The following is a 17,842-nucleotide window of genomic DNA, read 5'->3' as shown; positions in this document are numbered from 1 at the left end:
AACCGACGGGCTTCGACCCGCCCTTCCCCTGTGCGTCGCTCGGCCCGTAGGGCCGGGTACACGCACGGATGTGGGAACGACCACCGGATTGCGTCTATTCGAAAGAGATAACCGACGGTCTTCGACCCGTGCGCGCACCGGACCCGACGCGCTGATCAAAAGGTAGCCCGCTCCGAAACGGCTCGCATCCGAATATCGCCCGGTTCCGACCGTGAGGCGGTCATGGTCCAGGCCATGCACCCGACACCCCGCGCGTAGCCGCCCGCTGATCGCGCGTCACTCCGCAAGGTCCTCGCTTGGCCGACGCGGGGGCCCGGCCCAGCGGACCAAATTGTGGAACAGCTCCGCCTGCTCGATGGCGTCATCCAGCGCATTGTGCGTGTGCGGTCGGTCGGACAGCAGCTCGGCGGGCATCTGGCGTTTGGTCGAGCGGGTGATCGGAGTACCGGCCTTGGCGGCGTACATGCTCTTGAGATCCAGGTGCCGGGAGTGGCCGAACGGAGATCCCGCGTCGGTGAACCGCGTCCAGTACCAGTACAGGAACATCCAGTCGAAGCCGAGCGGATAGGCCACGAACACCGGCGAGGCATCCGCCGCGCTCGCCACCGCGGTCACCCAGGCGGTCGCCGCGTTCATCGCCTCACCCGGATCACGGCCCTCGATCGCGAGGTGGTCGCGGTCCAGGCCGCTGACGGCCAGCGCCTCAGAAACGTAGGCGTCGCTGATCGGTTTCAGTTCCGCGTAGAACGTGGTCTCGGCAGGATCGGCCGGCTTGAACGCGCGCCCGTCAAAGGTCCCGCAGGCGCTCATGCCAAAGCTCAGCATGGAGTAAGGCCCAGGGATCGGCCCATCGGCCTCAACGTCAACCGAGATGTACACCTCAGACTTGCCCATCCTCGACCTCCTTGACATCTTCGAACATGATCCCGCGTCAGGCCCAGCGTCATCGCGGTTGAGACGTCAATCGGCTTGTCACGGTTCACGGGGTTGGCAGGTGGGGCACCAGACGGTTCTGCGGCCGGAGAGGCGGCGGCTCTCCAGAGGGGTGCCGCAGCGGGGGCAGGTGGAGGCCGGGGTGTCTCGGGCTCCGGTCAGCCAGGTTCTTCGGGGTGGGACCCGTTCGGCCTTGATGGAGGCGCGGAGGACGCGGCGCATCGCTCTGTGGAGGGTGGTGACTTCTGAGGCGGTCAGGGCGCGGGCGGGGCGCAGGGGGTTGATGCGGGCTCGCCAGCAGATCTCGTCGGCCAGGAGGTTGCCCAGGCCGGCGGTGACCGTCTGGTCCGTGAGGGTGGTCTTGAGGCGGCCTCGGTGGGCGCCGAGGGTGGCGGCCAGGTCGTCGCGGGAGAGGTCCAGGGCGTCCGGGCCGAGGTTTCCGAGGGTCTCGTCTGCCTGCCTGTCGTCGGCGGCCAGGTGGACGCCCTGGAGTTTGCGCATGTCGCGGAAGCGGAGTTCGCCGTCGGGAAGCCTCCAGATGACGCGGTCGTGGCGATGGCGCGGCTCGTCCGGGTGGTGCCAGGTGAGCGAGCCCGTCATGCCGAAGTGGAGCAGGACGACCGGGCCCTGCGCCGGGGCCAGCAGCCACTTGCCGTGGCGGTGCGGTTCCTCGAAGCGGTGGCCGCGCAGCGCGGTGCTCAGGCGCCGGGCGGTGACTCCGCGCAGGACGCCGGGGTCGAGCACCGACACTGAGGCGATCGGCTCGCCGGTGTGCTCGGCGAGCACCCGGCGGAAGCCTTCGACGTCGGGAAGTTCCGGCATGGCGGGTCCCTACCCGCTGGCGGGTCAGGTCTGCGGGACGACGTGCGGCGCGATGCTGGAGAGCTTCTCGCAGGTCTCCTCGTATTCGCGGTCGGGGGTCGAGGCGCTGACGATGCCCGCGCCGGCGCGCAGCCACGCCTGGCCGTTCTCGGCGTAGAGGGCGCGGAGGACGAGGGCGGAGTCCAGCGCGCCGTCGTGGGAGACGGTGACGACGGCGCCCGAGTACAGGCCGCGGCGCTCCTCCAGGCGGGTGATGGCCTCGATCGCCTCGGGTTTCGGGATGCCGGACGCGGTGACGCCGGGGAAGAGCGCGTCCAGGGCGTCCCATGCGGTGCGGCCGGGGGAGAGGGTGCCGCTGACGCTGGAGCCCAGGTGCTGGACGCTGCCGCGCTCCTTCACCGTCATGAAGCCGGTCACGCGGACGGTCTCTGGGTCGCAGACCCGGTAGAGCTCTTCCTGGGACGTCCTGACGGAGACGGCGTGCTCGTAGATCTCCTTGGGATCGGTCTCCAGGTCGTGGCGGGTGCGGGCGTCGGTGTCGGCGCCGAGGCCGAAGGCGCGGGTGCCTGCGAGGGGCTGGGTCATGACGTGCCCTGCGGAGTCGACGCTCGCGAGCACCTCGGGGCTGAACCCGGTGGCCTGGAATCCGCCCAGGTCGAGCAGGAAGGAGCGAGCCGGGGTGTTGGCCTCCCGGCCGCGGACGTAGGTCGAGACGACGTCGACCGGGTGGGGGACGTCCAGGCGGCGCGACACGATGACCTTCTGGTAGCGGCCCGCGTGGATCTCGGCCACGGCCTCGGCGACGCGATCGCGGTAGGGGGATCCGCCGACGCTGACGTCGACGGGCGAAGGCTCGCCGACCGGGTGGCCGTTCGGCCTGGCCAGGAGCTTGGTGACCTGCTCTATGTCCGCTTCGTCCGTGCTGGTGACGGTGACGCGGCCGTTCTCGGCCCGCACCTCCGTGCGGGGGACGATCAGGTGGGCGAGCCGTCCGGAGGGGCGGGCGGCGGCGCACTCGAACGCGATCCAGCCGTAGGCGTTCCAGACGGGCAGGGGCGCGGCGGCGAACGTGTCGCGGAGGGCGTCGGCGGGGCGGCCCGTCCAGGGGCGGGTGAGGGGAGCGTGGCCCGGCCAGCGGGCGTGGACGGCGCCGGCGTCGAGGACGATCTCGGCGAGCATGCCTCCCGCGAACGTCCAGGAGCCGGGCCGCTCGTAGACGACGTAGTCGCCGAACAGGCCCGATCCGGCCAGGCGGGCCATGAGGGCGAGCGGCGCCGAGGGATGCTCGACGACCAGCTCGGCGGGGTTCGCATCGGTGCGCAGACCAGTGGACAAGGCAGCTCCCTCTTCGCGGCCGGAAGGTCAAACTTAGGTAAGGCTAACCTTGCATGATTTTTATAGGCAAGGCTAACCTAACTCGCGGTGGCGAAGCCCGACGACGGAAGAGTTGAGCGTGGAGCAGACGACGGCGGCGCGGCGGCGCGAACTGATGCGGCGGATGATGGCCGAGGCCGGGCTGGGCACGGACACCGCCCGGCTCGCCCCCCGGGGCTCGGACGGACCGGCCCCCCTGTCCCACGCGCAGCAGAGCATGTGGCTGCACCACCGCGCCTTCCCGGAGAGCCCCGCCTACAACGTCTGCCTGCTGATCCGCATGTCCGGCCCGCTCGACGCCGGGGCCCTCCGCGAGGCGCTGCGGGCGCTGGTCCGGCGGCACGCCGTGCTCCGCACCGTCTACGCGGAGGGCCCCGATCAGCGGGCGGTGCAGATCGTCACGGAGGACGACTCGCTCGACCTGTCGCCGGTCCGGTGCGCGGACGCCGGGGCGCGGGCGGCGGAGCTGGCGGCGCTGCCCTTCGACCTGCGGGCCGAGCGGCCGATCCGGCTGGAACTGCTTCGGCTGGGTGAACACGAGCACGCGCTGGTGCTCGTCGTGCATCACATCGCCTGGGACGGCATGACCTGGGGTTCGCTCTCGCGCGACCTCTCAGCGCTCTACCGCGCGGCCGTCACCGGGGCCCCGGACGGGCTGCCCTCGCTGGACGTCCAGTACGCCGACTACGCCGAGTGGGAGCAGCGGCGGCCCGTCGCCGAGGACGATCTCGCGTACTGGCGGGAACGCCTCGATCCGCCCCCGGCCCCGCTCGACCTGCCCGCGGACCGTCCGCGGAGCGCGGTCGTGTCCGAGCGCGGTGGACGGCGGGCGCGCCGCTTCGAGGACGACGTGACCGAGGGCATGCGCAAGCTCGCCGCGGAGGAGAACCTCACCCCGTACATGGTGATGACGGCCGCGTACGCGGTCCTGCTGCACCGCTACACCGGCTCGGTGGACGTGGCGATCGGTTCGTCGGTGATGAACCGCGAGCACGCCGAGGTCGAGCGGCTCGTCGGGAACTTCGGCAACACGCTCGTGCTGCGCGCCGACCTGAGCGGGACGCCGACGTTCCGGGAGGCGCTGCGCCGGGTGGGCCGCACGGTCGCCGAGGCCTTCGCGCACCAGGCGGCGCCGTACGACAGGCTCGTCCAGGAGCTGAGGCCGGCGCGCGGACGGGGGCGCTCGGCGTTCTTCGACACGATGCTGCTGTTCCTCGCCCAGGAGATCGGCGAGCTGGACCTGCCCGGCATCACGTCGAGCTGGACGCACGTCCACAACGGCACGACGCACTTCGACCTGTCGCTGGAGGCGTTCGTCCGGCCGCAGGGGATGACGGTCGAGGCGACGTTCCGGCGCGAGCTGTTCGAGGACGAGCGCATCGACGCGCTGCTGGCCCACCTGGAGACGCTTCTCCGCGACGCGCTGGCCGGCCCCGACAGGCCCATCGGCGCGCTGGAGGTCATGAGCGCGGACGAGCGCGCCCTGATCGGCGCGGCGAACGCCACCGACCGCGCCCTGCCCGCGACCGACGTCGTCGCCCTGTTCGAGGAGCAGGCGGCCCGCACTCCGGAGGCCACGGCGATCGAGGCGGGCGGCGCGGCTCTCACCTACGCCGAGCTGGACGAGCGGGCGTCCGCGCTCGCCGCCGAGCTGCGCGCCCGGGGCGCCGGACCGGAGAGCGTCGTCGCGCTCGCGCTGCCGCGCACGCCCGATCTCGTCGTCGCCCTCCTCGGCGTCCTGAAGGCGGGCGCCGCCTACCTGCCGCTGGACCTCGACCATCCCGCCGACCGGCTCGCCTACATGCTGGACGACGCCGGGCCCCTCTGCGCGATCGTCACCCGCGACACCGCGCCGCTCCTCCCCGAAGCCACCGAACTCCTGGTGCTCGGCACCAACCTCCGCGATGGCGGAAACACTCGCACGACACCTCCGCGTCCGGACGACCTCGCCTACGTCATCTACACCTCCGGCTCCACCGGCCGCCCCAAGGGCGTGGCGATCCCGCACGGCGCGCTCACGAACTTCCTGCTCACCACCCGTGCCCGGCTGGACCTCGGCGCCGGCGACCGGCTCGTCGCCGTCACCACCGTCGCCTTCGACATCGCCGCCCTGGAACTGTTCGTCCCGCTGATCAGCGGCGCGACGGTCGTCCTCGCGGGCCGTGACACGGTCCGCGACCCGGCCGCCCTCGCCGGGCTCCTGGCGGACGCGACGATCGTCCAGGGCACCCCGTCGCTGCTCGGCACGCTCGACCCGCAAGCGTTGAAGGGGCTGCGCGTCCTGGTCGGCGGTGAGGCGCTGCCGCCCGCCCTCGCGGCGTCGCTCGCGGAGTCGGCCCCGCTAGCTACCAACATGTACGGGCCGACCGAGGCGACGATCTGGGCGACGTCCGCGGACCTTCCCGCGGACGGCATCGGCACGCCCTTCTGGAACACCCGCGCCCACATCCTGGACGCGGGCCTCCGCCCGGTCCCGCCGGGTGTCCCCGGCGAGCTGTACCTGGCGGGCGCGCAGCTCGCCCGCGGCTACGCCGGCCGCCCCGACCTGACCGCGGAGCGCTTCGTCGCCGACCCGTCCGGCCCGCCCGGATCCCGGATGTACCGGACGGGCGACCTCGCGCGGCGCGCCCGCGACGGGTCCGTCGAGTACCTCGGCCGCACCGACGACCAGGTGAAGATCCGCGGGTTCCGGATCGAGCCCGCCGAGGCGCAGGCCGTGCTCGCCGCGCAGCCGGGCGTCGCGCAGGCCGCGGTCGCCGTCCGCGAGGACCGCCCCGGCGATCCCCGTCTGGTCGGCTACTACGTCCCCGCCGAGGGACTGGACGAAGCAGCCCTGCGCGACGCGATCGCCGGCGCGCTGCCCGAGTACATGGTGCCGTCCGCCCTGATCGCCCTGGAGGAACTGCCCCGCACGGTCAACGGCAAGCTCGACCGCGCCGCGCTGCCCGCGCCCGAGGCCGAGGTGTCGGGACGGGCGCCGCGCGACGCCCGCGAGGCCGCCCTGTGCGCGATCTTCGCCGAGCTGCTCGGCGTCGAGGGCGTCGGCATCGACGACGACTTCTTCGCGCTCGGCGGGCACTCGCTGCTGGCGGCGCGCCTCGCCGCCAGGGCCCGGACCGTCCTCGGCGCCGAGCCGTCGATCGCGGACGTGTTCGAGGCGCCGACCGTCGCCGCGCTCGCGCCCCGCCTGGTCGCGACCGGCGCCGTCCGCGTCCGCGACGTCGCGCGGCCCGAGATCGTCCCCGCGTCGGCGGCGCAGCGCGGCCTCTGGCTGGAGGAGCGGCTCCGCGGCCCGTCGGCGTCCTACTCGCTGCCGCTCGGGATCCGCCTGCACGGCCCGGTCGACGAGGACGCCCTCGACCGGGCGTTCGCCGATGTCGTGGCCCGCCACGAGGCGCTGCGCACGCTCCTCGTCGAGGGACCGGACGGCCTGCCCGTCCAGCGCGTCCTCGACCCGGACGTCCCCGCCGGCCTCGCCGTCGTCGACGCGCGGGACGAGACGCCGGAAGGGCTCGCGGCCATCGAGAAGGCCGCCACCGCGCACGTCTTCGACATCGGGCGCGACCTCCCCGTCCGCGGCACCCTCGTCCGGACGGGCGACGCCGGCTGGTCGCTGATCCTCCTCCTGCACCACGCCGCCGCCGACGAATGGTCGTTCACACCGTTGCTGGCCGACCTGGCCCGCGCCTACGAGGCCCGCCGGGACGGACGGGCCCCCGGCTGGGAGCCGCTGCCCGTCCAGTACGCCGACTACGCGGCCTGGCAGCGCGAGACGTCCTCCGGCACGGTGCCGCAGCTCGACTTCTGGGCGGACGCGCTCTCCGGGCTTCCCGAGGAGACGGTCCTGCCGTTCGACCGGCCCCGCCCGGCCGAGGCGAGCCGCCGCGGCGGGCTGGTGCCGTTCCGGCTCCCGGCGGAGGGGGCGCGGCGCCTCGCGCGCGACACCGGCGCCAGCGTGTTCATGGTGCTGCACGCCGCCGTCGCCGCGCTGCTCCAGCGGTCCGGCGCGGGCGACGACGTCGCCGTCGGCTCCCCGATCGCCGGGCGCGCCGACGACGACCTCGCCGACCTGGTCGGCGTCTTCGTCAACCCGCTGGTGCTGCGCACCGACCTGTCCGGCGATCCGACCTTCGCCGAGCTGCTCCGGCGCGTCCGGACCGCCGACCTCGCCGCGTTCTCCCGCGCCGACGTCCCCTTCGAGCGGGTCGTCGAGCGGCTCGCGCCCGAACGCTCCCTCGCCCGCAGCCCCCTGTTCCAGGTGATGATCGTCCACCAGAGGCTGGAGGACGTGCGGCTCGCGCTGCCCGGCGTGCGCGCCGAGCCGTTCCTGCCGGAGACCGGCGGCGTGAAGTTCGACCTCGACCTGTACTTCGCGGAGGGCGACGACGAGATCGAGGGGTTCGCCGCGTTCGCCGCCGACCTGTTCGACGCTTCGACCGTCGAGCGGTTGACCGACGACCTCGGCGCACTGCTCGCCCAGGTCACCGCGGACCCCGGCCGGCGGCTGTCCTCCCTCGGCGCGCCCGTCGAGCACCCCGACACCGCGCGGGAGTTCCCCGTCCGGACGGCCGCCGGGCTCATCGAGGCGCAGGTGGAGCGGACCCCGCACAGGACCGCCGTGGTCTTCGGCGACACCGCCCTCACCTACGCCGACCTCGACCGCCGCGCCGAGGCGCTCGCCGACCGCCTCGCCGCCGCCGGGGCGGGCCCCGAGCGGGTCGTCGCGCTCGCGCTGCCCCGCTCCGACGAGTTCGCCGTCGCCCTGTACGCGGTGCTGAAGACGGGGGCCGCCTACCTGCCGATCGACCTGTCGTACCCGCCCGCCCGCGTCGCCGCGATGCTCGACGCCGTCCGGCCGCTGCTGGTGCTCGGACGCGACGAGCCGCCGCGGGACGCACCCCGCCGCGAACGCCCCGACGTCCGCCCCGACCACACGTCCTACGTCGTCTTCACCTCCGGCTCCACCGGGACGCCCAAGGCCGTCGCCGGCACCCAGCGCGCCCTCGCCAACCGCCTCGCCTGGGGCGCCGGCCTCGCCGCGCCCGGCGTCCGCGCCGCCAAGAGCTCGCCCGCGTTCATCGACGGGACGACCGAACTGCTCGGCGGCCTGGTCGCGGGCGACACGGTCGTCATCGCCGACGCCGAGACGGCCGCCGACGCCGTCGCGCTCGGCGACTTCGTCGACCGCCACGGCGTCGGCCTCGTCACGCTCGTCCCGAGCCTCTTGGCGGTCCTCGCGGACAACGGCCTGCCGCCCTCGGTCACCACCTGGATCAGCAGCGGCGAGGCGCTCCCCAGCGCGCTCGCCGAGCAGGTCCCGGGACGGCTGGTCAACCTCTACGGATGCTCGGAGGCCGCCGGGGACAGCCTCATCGCCGAGGCGGGCGGGCTGCGGCCCATCGCCAACACCCGCGCTCACGTGCTGGACGCCGCGCTCCGCGAGGTGCCCGTCGGGGAGCTGTACCTCGCGGGCGACGGCCTGGCGCGCGGATACCTCGGCGACCCCGCCCGCACGGCCGAGCGCTTCGTCGCGAACCCGTTCGGCCCGCCCGGCTCCCGCCTCTACCGCACCGGGGACCGCGTCCGGCGCCGCCCGGACGGCGGGCTGGACTTCCTCGGCCGCGCCGACGAGCAGCTCACGATCCGCGGCTTCCGGATCGAGCCGGGGGAGGTGGAGTCCGCGCTCGCCGCCCTGCCCGGGGTGCGGCGCGCCGCCGTCGCCGCGCACGGATCCCGCCTCGTCGGCTACGTCACGGGCGACGTCGAACTGGGGGCGCTCGACACCGCGCTGCGAGCGGTGCTGCCCGACTATCTCGTCCCCGCCGAGCTGGTCGTCCTGGACGAGCTTCCCCTCAACCCGAACGGGAAGGTCGACCGGCGCGCCCTGCCCGAGCCCGGACGCCCGGCGGGCGGGCGGGCCCCGGCCACCGGGCCCGAACGCGTCCTCGCCCGCCTCGCCGCGACCGTCCTCGGCCGCGACTCCGTGGGCGCCGACGACGACTTCTTCCGCACCGGGGGCGACAGCATCAGCGCGGCGCTCCTCGTCGCCCGCGCACGCCGCGCCGGCCTGTCGTTCACCGTCCGGGACGTCTTCCGGCTGCGGACCGTCGAGGCCCTCGCCCGGACCGCCGCGCCCTCCGAGGAGACCAAGCCCGCCCGGACGGGGGACCCGGCCGGTGGGCTTCCGCTCTCGCCGCTCCAGGAGGGCCTGCTCTACCACCTGATGCTGGCCGGTGAGGACCGCGACATCTACGTCCAGCAGGCCGTGGTGACGCTGTCCGGCCCGGTCGACCCCGAGCGGATGGCGCGGGCGGTGCGCGCCACGCTGGAGAAGTTCCCGAATCTCCGCGCCGGCTTCCGGACCGACGGCGACCGCGCGGTCCAGTTCGTCCCGGACGACTTCGAGACCCCGTGGACGCACGCCGACGTGGCCCCGCAGGACCTGGAGGCGTTCGTCGACGCCCAGCGCGCCGCGCCGTTCGACCCCGCCGCGCCGCCGCTGATCCGCTTCGCCATCGCCCGCCTGGCCGAGGACGACCACCGGCTGGTCCTCACCTCCGAGCTGATCCTGCTGGACGGCTGGTCCGGCGGCCTGCTCGTCACCTCGCTGCTCGGCGCCTACACCGACGCCGCCGCCGAGGCCCGCCGCCCCGTCCCGCCCTTCCGCGCGTTCCTCGACTGGGTGAACGGCCGCGACAGGACCGCCGCGGCGGACGCCTGGCGCCGCGCGCTCGACGGCTTCGACGAGCCCGCCCTCGTCCGGCCGGGCCTGGTCGACGCGCCCGCCGACCTCGCGGGCGCCGGAGAGGTGCACCGCGCGCTGCCCGCCGGCCTCGCCGAGCGCCTGGACGAGGTCGCACGGGAGCGGGGCGTCACGCCCGGAACCCTCTTCCAGACCGCGTGGGGCCTGGTCCTCATGGGCCTGACCGGGCGCGACGACGTCGTCTTCGGCGCCTCGGTCTCCGGACGCCACCCCGACGTGGACGGCGTCGAGTCGATGGTCGGCCTGCTGTTCAACACCGTCCCCGTCCGCGTGCAGGCGGGCCCGGCGGACGCCCTCGCCACCGTCCTCGACCGGGTCCAGGCCGCGCAGTCCGAGCTGTTCGACCACTCCTTCGTCGCCCTCGCCGACGTCCAGCGCGCCACCGGGCTCGGCACCCTCTTCGACACGCTGTTCGTCTTCCAGAACTTCCCGGGGATGCCGACCGGTCGCGCCTTCGGACCGGACGGCGACCTGCGGGTCCTCGGGCGCGAGGTCCGCGACGCCACCCACTACCCGATCACCATGGTCGTCGAGCCGGACGCCGGTCTGCGCGTCATGTACCGGGGCGACGCGTTCACCGAAGCCGAGGCCGAACGCGTCACCGACCGCTACGTGCGGGTCCTGAGGCGCCTCGCCGAAGCGCCCGAGACCTCGTGCCACCGGCTCGACCTCCTCCTCCCGCCGGAGCACGACCGGCTCCGGCGCGACTGGGACGAGGCGCGGCACCCCGTGCCCGAGCTGACGGTCGCGGAGCTGCTCGCCGAGCGCGCGGCCGAGCGGCCCGGCGACCCCGCGCTCGTGTCCCTCCCGGACGTCCGCCTCACCTACGGCGAGCTGAACGCCGAGGTGAACCGGCTCGCGCGGCTCCTGCTGGCCAACGGCGCCGGTCCCGAGAAGGTCGTCGCGCTCGCCCTGCCGCGCTCGGCGCGGATGGTCGTCGCCCTGTTCGCCGTCCTGCGCACGGGCGCCGCCTACCTGCCGCTGGAACTGGACTACCCGGCCGACCGGCTCGACTTCATGCTCAAGGACGCGGCGCCCGTCTGCCTGGTCTCGCACCGCGACATCGCCGCCGGCCTCGCGCACTCCGGGGCCACCCTCGCGCTGGACGACCCGGCGACCGACCAGGCCCTCGCGGCGCAGCCCGGCCACGACCTGGAACCGGACGAGGTCCCCGGCTTCGCGCCCGGCACGCCCCGCAGGCTCGACCACCCCGCCTACGTCATCTACACGTCGGGCTCCACCGGGCGGCCCAAGGGCGTGGTGACGCCCTACCGGGGCCTCACCAACATGCAGTTCAACCACCGCGCCAACATCTTCGACCCGGTGGTCGCGTCGGCGGGGCGCCGCCTCCGCATCGCCCATACCGTCTCCTTCTCCTTCGACATGTCGTGGGAGGAGCTGCTCTGGCTCATCGAAGGCCACGAGGTGCACGTCTGCGACGAGGACCTCCGCCGCGACGCCCAGGCCCTCACCGCCTACCTGCGGCAGCACGAGATCGACGTCATCAACGTGACCCCGACCTACGCCCAGCAGCTCCTGGAGGAGGGGCTCCTCGACGGCGGGCACCGGCCGCCCCTCGTCCTCCTCGGCGGCGAGGCCGTCCCGACGTCGGTGTGGGAGCGGCTCGCGCGCGCCGACGGCGTCCTCGGCTACAACCTCTACGGCCCGACCGAGTACACGATCAACACCCTCGGCGGCGGGACGGGGGACAGCGCGACACCGACGGTCGGCAAGCCGATCTGGAACACCCGCGGGTACGTCCTGGACGCCTGGCTGCGCCCCGTCCCGCCGGGCGCGCCGGGCGAGCTGTACATCGCGGGCGCCGGGCTGGCGCGCGGCTACCTCGGCCGCGCCGACCTGACCGCCGAGCGCTTCGTCGCCGACCCCTCCGGCCCGCCCGGATCCCGCATGTACCGGACGGGCGACCTCGTGCGCGTCCGCGCCGACGGCGACATCGACTTCCTCGGCCGCACCGACGACCAGGTGAAGATCCGCGGATACCGGGTCGAGCTGGAGGAGATCGAGACCGCCCTCGCCGCCGAGCCCGGCGTCGGCCAGGCCGCCGTCGTCGCGGTCGAGACGGACGTCCCCGGGGTGAAGCGCCTCGTCGGCTACGTCGTCCCGGACGGCTCCCGCGACGGCGCGGCCGAAGAGCAGCTCGCCGAGTGGCGGCAGATCTACGACACCGAGTACACCGAGGTCGGGACGGTCGTGCACGCCGAGGAGTTCGCGGGCTGGGACAGCAGCTACGACGGCGCCCCCATCCCGCTGGACGACATGCGCGAGTGGCGCGCGACCACCGTCGAGCGCATCCGCGCGCTCGGCCCGCGCCGCGTCCTGGAGATCGGCGTCGGCGCCGGCCTCCTCCTCACCCGCCTCGCGCCCGGCAGCGAGGAGTACTGGGGCACCGACTTCTCCGAGCCGGTCATCGCCAAGCTCCGCGCGGACCTCGGCGGCCCCGTGGAGCCCGCGTCCCGGGACTGGCAGGCCGTCGGCCCAGGTTCGCCCGTCCGCCTCAGCTGCCGGCCCGCGCACGACACCGGAGGCCTGCCCGAAGGCCACTTCGACACCATCGTGATCAACTCGGTGGTGCAGTACTTCCCCGGCGCCGCCTACCTGGAGGACGTCGTCGCCAAGGCGATGCGCCTGCTCGCCCCGGGCGGCGCGCTCTTCGTCGGGGACGTCCGCGACCTGCGCACGGTCCGCTGCCTGCACGCCGCGGTCCAGCTCGGACGCGGCGGCGGCGACCTCGACGCGATCGAGCGCGCCGTCCGCCTGGAGAAGGAGCTCCTCCTCGACCCCGCCTTCTTCACCGCGCTGGACGGCCCGTCCCGCGTGGACGTCCTCGTCAAGCGCGGCGCCCACCACAACGAACTGACCCGCCACCGCTACGACGTCGTCCTGCACAAGGACGCGCCCCCGGCCCCGCCGACCCCGGCCGTCGACTGGACCACCCTCGACGACCTCCGCGCCAGGCCCGCGGGGCCGCTGCGGGTCCGGGGCGTCCCCGACCCGAGGTCGTCGGGCGAGGTCGCGGCGCTGCGGGCGCTGCGCGAAGGGGCCCCGGCGGACGAGGCGCGCGCGGCGCTGGCCTCGGCCCCGGAGGGGATCGAGCCCGAGACGCTGCACGCGCTGTTCCCGGACGTCGTGCTCACGCCGTCCGACCGGCCCGGCCGCTATGACGCCGTGTTCGGCGGGGGAGCGGCGTGCCCGCCCGCCGAGCCCGGACGCGCGCCCGCCTCGTACGCGAACGACCCGGTCGCCGCGCGCGACCACGGCGTGCTGGCCGCGCGGGTCCGCGAGAGCCTCAAGGCGCGCCTGCCCGGATACATGGTGCCGAGCGCGATCATGACGCTGGACGCGCTGCCGCTCACGGTGAACGGCAAGCTCGACCGGCGCGCCCTGCCCGATCCCGGGCGGGACGGCGCGCGCCGCGCGGGCCGGGCCCCGCGCACGCCCGTCGAGCGCCTGCTGTGCACGCTGTTCGCCGAGGTCCTGGACGCGCCCGGCGCCGGGATCGACGACGACTTCTTCGACCTCGGCGGCCACTCGCTGCTCGCGACGAGGCTCGTCGGCAGGGCGCGAGCGGTGCTCGGCGCCGAGCTCGCCATCCGCGACCTGTTCGAGGCGCCGACCGTCGCGGAACTGGCCGGACGCCTTCACCGCGGCGCCGAGGCGCGGGCCCGGCCCGTCCTGGAACCGCGGGAGCGGCCCGAGCGCGTGCCGCTGTCGTCCGCACAGCGGCGGCTGTGGATGCTGGACCAGATGCTCCGCGAGGACGACGGGCCCCGCGACGCCTACCATCTGCCGCTCGCGGTCCGCCTGCGAGGCGACCTCGACCTCGCGGCCCTGGAGGCGGCGATCGGCGACGTCACCGCCCGGCACGAGAGCCTCCGGACGGTCTTCGCCGAGCACGGCGGGGTGCCCTACCAGCGGATCCTCGCCCCGGACGAGGCGCGGCCCGTCCTGGAGACGGCGACCTGCGCCCCCGAGGACGTCATCGCCAGGCCGTTCGACCTCGCCAAGGAGATCCCCCTGCGGGTCGCGGTCTTCCCGGAGGGCGAGCGGGAGCACCTGCTGCTCGCCGTCTTCCACCACATCGCGTTCGACGAATGGTCGTTCGGGCCGTTCGCCCGCGACGTGGCGGAGGCGTACGCGGCGCGGCTGGAGGGCAAGGAGCCGTCTTGGGAGCCGCCGCCCGTGCAGTACGCCGACCACGCCCTGTGGCAGCGGGAGCTGCTCGGCGACCCGTCCGATCCCGGCAGCGTCCACGCCCGGCAGCTCGACCACTGGGCGCGGGCCCTGGCGGACCTGCCCGAGGAGATCCCGCTGCCGGTGGACCGGCCGCGCCCCGGCACCGTCGGGCAGCGCGGCGGCACCCTGACCGCCGACCTGCCGCCCGGCCTCACCGGCCGGCTCGGGCGTGTCGCCCGGGACGCGAACGCCAGCATGTTCATGGTCTGCCAGGCCGCCGTGGCGGCGCTGCTGCACCGCACGGGCGCGGGCGACGACATCCCCCTCGGCAGCCCCGTCGCGGGACGCACCGAGGAGGCCGCGCGAGACCTCGTCGGCTTCTTCGTGAACACGCTGGTCCTGCGCGCCGACGTGTCCGGCGACCCGGCGTTCGCGGAGCTGCTCGCCCGCGTCCGGGAGGCCGTCCTCGCCGGGCTCGCCCACCAGGACCTGCCGTTCGAGGCGGTCGTGGAGGCGCTGCGCCCGCGCCGCGTGCCGGGCCGCAACCCGCTGTTCCAGGTGATGGTCGGCTACGAGAACCAGGGGGTCGGCGACGTGCGGTTCCCCGGCCTGGAGCAGCGGGAGGCGCTGTTCGGGCCGGGCGCCGCGAAGTTCGACCTGGACTTCATCTTCCGGGAGGGCCCTGACGGGCTCCGGCTCGTCGTCGACTACTCCGCCGACCTGTTCGACCGCGCCACGGTCGCCGCGCTGGCGGACGGCCTGATCGCGCTGCTCGCGGCCGTCGCCGACGATCCCGGCGTCAGGGTCGGCGCGCTGCCGGCGGTCCTGACCGCCCGCGCCGTGACCGCCGAGGCGCCCCCGGAGGCGGCGCGCCGGGACGACGACCGGGAGGCGTCCCTGTGCCGGATCTTCGCCGCGGAGCTCGGGGTCCCCGAGGTCGGCCCGGACGACGACTTCTTCGACCTCGGCGGGCACTCGCTGCTCGCGATGAGGCTGGTGCGGCGCGTGCGGCGGGAGCCCGGCTGCGCGGACCTGAGGATCTCGACCCTGATGGCCGCGCCCACCGTGGCGGGCCTGCTCGCCCGGCTCGCGCCCGCCGGCGGGACGGCACCGCGGGAGTGAGGCGGCTCATACCCGTCCGGCCATTGCCTAGTTAGGTAAGGCTAACCTAATATCCCTGATCAACACTCTCCGGCTTCCCGCCCCCGAACATGGAAGGTCCGCTATGCGCACCACGATGCGGCGCCTGACCGCCGCCGCCGCGCTCGTCCTGGGACTCGCCGCGGCCGCCGCCTGCGGCGACGACGAGCCGGCCGGCGGCTCCGGCGGCTCCGGCGCCGCGGCCGGGGCGTTCCCGGTCACCGTCGCCCACAAGCTCGGCTCCGCGACGGTGAAGTCCGCCCCGAAGCGGATCGTCGCGCTCGGCGAGGTCGACCAGGACGCGCTGCTCGCCCTCGGCGTCACCCCCGTCGGCATGGCCGAGCTCACCGGCGTCCAGCCCGACGGCCTGACCCCCTGGAGCGCGCCGAGGCTGACCGGGGACAGGCCGAAGCTGCTCAAGCAGGGCGAGGCGGGCTTCAACCTGGAGGAGGTCGCCGCACTGCGGCCCGACCTGATCCTCGCCGCCGGCGACTTCGCCATCGACAAGGAGTACGACAAGCTCTCCAAGCTCGCGCCGACGCTCGCCTACCAGAACGGCCCCGCCGAGGACTCCTGGCAGCAGATCACCCGGCAGGTCGCCGCCGCGATCGGCCGCCCCGAGGACGGCCGGAAGCTCGTCGCCGACGTCGAGACGAAGATCGCGGGAGTGAAGGCGAAGCACCCCGAGCTGGCCGGCAAGGAGTTCGCGTTCACCAGCGTCTTCCCCAACGGCAACATCGGCGTGATGAAGTCCGGCGACGACACGAGCGTGAAGCTGCTCCAGCAGTTCGGCATGACGCTCCCCGAGTCGCTGGGGAAGCTGCCCGGCGACGGGTTCGCCGCCGAGCTGAGCATGGAGAAGGTCTCCGTCCTGGACGTGGACGTCCTGCTCAGCCACTACAACGACGACCCCGCCACGCAGAAGAAGATCGAGGGCAACAAGCTGTTCGCCGGGCTCGGCGCCGTCAGGCGCGGCTCCTACGTGGCGCTGGACCTGAAGTCGTTCTGGCCGCTGCGCACCCCCACCCCGCTCGCCGTCCCCTACGTGATCGACCAGGTCGTCCCGCAGATCGCCAAGGCCGCGAGCGCGGCCGGGCCCGCCTGATGCCGGAGGAGCGCATGCACACCCCCGTCCGCGACGTCGTCGGCATCGGGTTCGGCCCGTCCAACCTGGCGCTCGCCGTCGCGCTGGAGGAGGAGCACGGCGGCGCGGACGCGGTGTTCTTCGAGAAGCAGCCCGGGTTCGGCTGGCACCGCGGCATGCTGATCGACGGCGCCACCATGCAGGTCCACTTCCTCAAGGACCTGGCGTCGCTGCGGAACCCCGCGAGCCCGTACTCGTTCCTGGCCTACCTGCACGCCCGGGGCCGCCTGGTCGACTTCGTCAACCACAAGACGATGTTCCCGACGCGGCTGGAGTTCCACGACTACCTCGAATGGGCCGCCGCCGCGTTCGAGGACCGCGTCCGCTACGGGACGGAGGTCGTCGCGCTCCGCCCGCACGACGACGAGGTCCTGGAGGTCGTCGTGCGCCGCGGCGACGAACTGGAGACGCACCTCGCCCGCAACGTCGTCATCGGCGCGGGGCTCGAACCCGTCCTGCCGCAGGGGGTCCAGGCGGGGGAGCGGATCTGGCACACCGAGGACCTGCTGACCCGGCTCGCCGAGCGCGGCGACTGGGACCCGCGCCGCATCGTCGTGGTCGGCGCCGGGCAGAGCGCCGCCGAGGCCGTCGAGTACCTGCACCGCACCTTCACCCGCGCCGAGGTGTGCGCGGTCTTCGCGCGGTACGGGTACTCGCCCGCCGACGACAGCGCGTTCGCCAACCGCATCTTCGACCCCGAGGCCGTCGACCACTACTACGCCGCGCCCGGCGACGTGAAGCGCATGCTGTTCGAGTACTCGCGCAACACCAACTACTCCGTGGTGGACCTCGACCTCATCGACGAGCTGTACCGGCGCGCCTACGCCGAGAAGGTCGCGGGCGCCGAGCGGCTGCGCATCCTCAACGTCTCCCGCGTCCTGGACGTCGCCGACGGCGGCTCGGGCGGGACGCGGGTCCGGGTCGCGTTCCTGCCGACCGGCGAGGTCGCCGACCTGGAGGCCGACGCCGTCGTCTACGCCACCGGGTACCGCGAACGCGACCCGTTCGACCTGCTCGGCGAGGCGGGCGCGCACTGCCGCACCGGCCCGGACGGGCGCCCGGTCGTCGAGCGCGACTACCGCATCGCCACCGAGCCCGGCCCCGAATGGGGCGTCTACCTGCAGGGGGCGACCGAGCACAGCCACGGGATCGCCTCCTCGCTGCTGTCCATGACCGCCGTGCGCACCGGGGAGATCGTGCGGTCCATGGCGCGGCGGTCCGCCCGCGTCACCCCCGGCGTCTAGAGGAAGGAAAGAGCATGACGACCAACCCGTTCGACGACCCCGACGGCACGTTCCTGGTCCTCGCCAACGCCGAGGGCCAGCACTCCCTGTGGCCGGCGTTCGCCGACGTCCCCGCCGGCTGGACGACGGTCCACGGCCCCGAGTCCCGGTCCGGCTGCATCGGGTACGTCATGGACAACTGGAAGGACATCCGCCCGCGGAGCCTGGCCGCCGAGACGCCGTGAGCCC

The 17,842-nt window shown here is 74.3% G+C and carries 7 protein-coding genes; 4 read left to right on the top strand and 3 right to left on the bottom strand.

Going from position 1 to position 17,842, the window contains the following annotated elements:
• Window positions 1–276 precede the first annotated feature (276 nt).
• The 3 genes from ABD944_RS14120 to ABD944_RS14110 form a co-directional block, all read right to left on the bottom strand.
• Complete coding sequence (locus ABD944_RS14120; RefSeq protein ID WP_345176172.1) at window positions 277–894, bottom strand: exonuclease; 618 nt, start codon at window positions 892–894, stop codon at window positions 277–279.
• Window positions 895–972: 78 nt separating this feature from the next.
• Window positions 973–1,755: an Fpg/Nei family DNA glycosylase gene (locus ABD944_RS14115; protein ID WP_345176171.1), complete on the bottom strand. Its 783-nt coding sequence runs from the start codon at window positions 1,753–1,755 to the stop codon at window positions 973–975.
• Window positions 1,756–1,779: 24 nt separating this feature from the next.
• Window positions 1,780–3,090 (bottom strand): salicylate synthase, encoded by a 1,311-nt coding sequence (locus ABD944_RS14110; protein WP_345176168.1) that lies wholly within the window; start codon window positions 3,088–3,090, stop codon window positions 1,780–1,782.
• Between the two features lie 118 nt (window positions 3,091–3,208).
• Here ABD944_RS14110 and ABD944_RS14105 point away from each other — a divergent pair, with 118 nt between their 5' ends.
• The 4 genes from ABD944_RS14105 to ABD944_RS14090 all read left to right on the top strand — a co-directional run bounded on the left by ABD944_RS14105 (window position 3,209) and on the right by ABD944_RS14090 (window position 17,838).
• A complete protein-coding gene (locus ABD944_RS14105; RefSeq protein WP_345176166.1) occupies window positions 3,209–15,208 on the top strand; it encodes an amino acid adenylation domain-containing protein in 12,000 nt (3,999 codons plus the stop codon).
• 103 nt (window positions 15,209–15,311) lie between these two features.
• On the top strand, window positions 15,312–16,331 hold the full coding sequence (locus tag ABD944_RS14100; RefSeq protein ID WP_345176162.1) for an iron-siderophore ABC transporter substrate-binding protein: 1,020 nt from the start codon (window positions 15,312–15,314) through the stop codon (window positions 16,329–16,331).
• Between the two features lie 14 nt (window positions 16,332–16,345).
• Window positions 16,346–17,614 carry a lysine N(6)-hydroxylase/L-ornithine N(5)-oxygenase family protein gene (locus ABD944_RS14095; protein WP_345176159.1) on the top strand — a complete coding sequence of 423 codons (1,269 nt, stop codon included), beginning with the start codon at window positions 16,346–16,348 and terminating at the stop codon, window positions 17,612–17,614.
• Between the two features lie 14 nt (window positions 17,615–17,628).
• On the top strand, window positions 17,629–17,838 hold the full coding sequence (locus ABD944_RS14090) for an MbtH family protein (RefSeq protein WP_345176156.1): 210 nt from the start codon (window positions 17,629–17,631) through the stop codon (window positions 17,836–17,838).
• Window positions 17,839–17,842 lie beyond the last annotated feature (4 nt).

The sequence above is a fragment of the Actinomadura verrucosospora genome, from assembly GCF_039540335.1.
Lineage (GTDB): Bacteria > Actinomycetota > Actinomycetes > Streptosporangiales > Streptosporangiaceae > Spirillospora > Spirillospora verrucosospora.
This window is presented reverse-complemented; position numbering and strand designations above follow the sequence as displayed.